Genomic DNA, 2,500 nt, shown 5'->3' on the forward strand with positions numbered 1-2,500 from the left:
TGGTTGCGGGGGCAGGATTTGAACCTGCGGCCTTCAGGTTATGAGCCTGACGAGCTACCGGGCTGCTCCACCCCGCGCCAGGGTGTGTTTTTTTAGAACCGGTTGGGTATTTTTTGCGATTAACGCATGTTTGAAGTGTTTTGTATGTTTTTGAGAAGATGGTTTGGTTTGTGTGCTTAGCAGACCTGGCAGCGACCTACTCTCCCGCATCTTAAGATGAAGTACCATTGGCGCTGGAGCGTTTCACGGCCGAGTTCGGAATGGGATCGGGTGCAGCCGCTCCGCCATAACCACCAGGTCGGCGAAGAACACAAATTGAGAAGCTGGTTGTCTTTCGTGCAGATAATTCAACGCATTTATAGAGCGCTGATAAACAATAAGCATGCGACTGCATGCCGGCGCGTGTGCGCCGCCCTCCTGGAGGCGTTCGCGAAGCGAACTGCCGTGAAGGGTAAAAGGGATCATCGAACGTTGTTCGATGGATATTGTAAATGGGAGTGATCAAGTCGATCGAGCTATTAGTACCGGTAAGCTGCATGCGTTGCCGCACTTCCACACCCGGCCTATCAACGTGGTGGTCTTCCACGGCTCTGATAGGGAATACTCGTTTTTAGGTGGGTTTCCCGCTTAGATGCCTTCAGCGGTTATCCCGTCCGTATATAGCTACCCTGCTATGCCGTTGGCACGACAACAGGTCCACCAGAGATACGTCCATCCCGGTCCTCTCGTACTAGGGACAGATCCTATCAATATTCCTACACCCACGGCAGATAGGGACCGAACTGTCTCACGACGTTCTGAACCCAACTCACGTACCGCTTTAAATGGCGAACAGCCATACCCTTGGGACCTGCTCCAGCCCCAGGATGCGATGAGTCGACATCGAGGTGCCAAACAACCCCGTCGATATGGACTCTTGGGGGTCATCAGCCTGTTATCCCCGGCGTACCTTTTATCCGTTGAGCGATGGCCCTTCCACGCGGGACCACCGGATCACTATGACCGACTTTCGTCTCTGCTCGACTTGTCAGTCTTGCAGTCAGGCAGGCTTATGCCATTGCACTCGACGAACGATTTCCGACCGTTCTGAGCCTACCATCGCGCGCCTCCGTTACTCTTTAGGAGGCGACCGCCCCAGTCAAACTACCCACCATACACGGTCCTGGACCCGGATAACGGGCCGCAGTTAGACATCCATATAGGCAAGGGTGGTATTTCAAGGATGACTCCACAATGGCTGGCGCCACTGCTTCAAAGTCTACCACCTATCCTACACATGCCGACACGAATGCCAGTGTAAAGCTATAGTAAAGGTGCACGGGGTCTTTCCGTCTAACCGCAGGAACCCCGCATCTTCACGGGGAATTCAATTTCACTGAGTCTGCGTTGGAGACAGCGGGGAAGTCGTTACGCCATTCGTGCAGGTCGGAACTTACCCGACAAGGAATTTCGCTACCTTAGGACCGTTATAGTTACGGCCGCCGTTTACTGGGGCTTCAATTCAATGCTTGCACATCTCCTCTTAACCTTCCAGCACCGGGCAGGCGTCAGACCCTATACGTCGTCTTGCGACTTCGCAGAGCCCTGTGTTTTTGGTAAACAGTCGCTACCCCCTGGTCTGTGCCACCCCCACCTAGTTGCCTAAATGGAGGTCACGCTTCTTCCGAAGTTACGCGTGCATTTTGCCGAGTTCCTTCAACGCAGTTCTCTCAAGCGCCTTGGTATTCTCTACCAGTCCACCAGTGTCGGTTTAGGGTACGGTCTATATGCAGGAGCTATTTCCTGGAACCGCTTCGCTGCAAGATCAATCCAATAAGACCTTACAACACACGCGATCCGTCACTACCTGCAGGCCCACGAATATTAACGTGGTTCCCATCGACTACGCCTTTCGGCCTCGCCTTAGGGGCCGGCTAACCCTGCTCAGATTAACTTTAAGCAGGAACCCTTGGACTTTCGGCGAGGGAGTCTCTCACTCCCTTTATCGTTACTCATGTCAGCATTCTCACTTCCGATACCTCCAGGATGTCTCACGACTGTCCCTTCACAGGCTTACGGAACGCTCCGCTACCACGCACATACGTGCATCCACAGCTTCGGTGTATGGCTTTAGCCCCGGTACATTTTCGGCGCAAAGACCCTTATTTAGACCAGTGAGCTGTTACGCTTTCTTTAAATGATGGCTGCTTCTAAGCCAACATCCTGGTTGTTTTGGGATCCTCACATCCTTTCCCACTTAGCCATAACTTAGGGACCTTAGATGGTGGTCAGGGTTGTTGCCCTTTTCACGACGGACGTTAGCACCCGCCGTGTGTCTGCCCAGTAGTACTCCCCGGTATTCGGAGTTTGATTAGGATCAGTAAGACGGTGAGTCCCCATAGCCCATTCAGTGCTCTACCCCCGGGGGTATTCGCTGGACGCTCTACCTAAATAGATTTCGCGGAGAACCAGCTATCTCCAAGTTTGATTGGCCTTTCACCCCTAGCCACAAGTCATCCCG

At 53.2% G+C, this 2,500-nt stretch carries 1 tRNA gene and 2 rRNA genes (1 of these 3 cut by a window edge); all 3 read right to left on the minus strand.

Annotation, left to right across the window (positions count from 1 at the left end):
• Positions 1-77, minus strand: a tRNA-Met gene (locus FHW03_RS25885).
• A gap of 106 nt (positions 78-183) precedes the next feature.
• Positions 184-298, minus strand: a 5S ribosomal RNA gene (gene rrf, locus FHW03_RS25890).
• Between the two features lie 199 nt (positions 299-497).
• Positions 498-2,500: ribosomal RNA gene (locus tag FHW03_RS25895) — 23S ribosomal RNA — on the minus strand (it continues 810 nt past the right edge of the window).

Origin of the sequence: Ochrobactrum sp. RH2CCR150 (assembly GCA_014138095.1) — a bacterium.
In the GTDB taxonomy this organism is placed as follows: Bacteria; Pseudomonadota; Alphaproteobacteria; order Rhizobiales; family Rhizobiaceae; genus Brucella; species Brucella gambitense.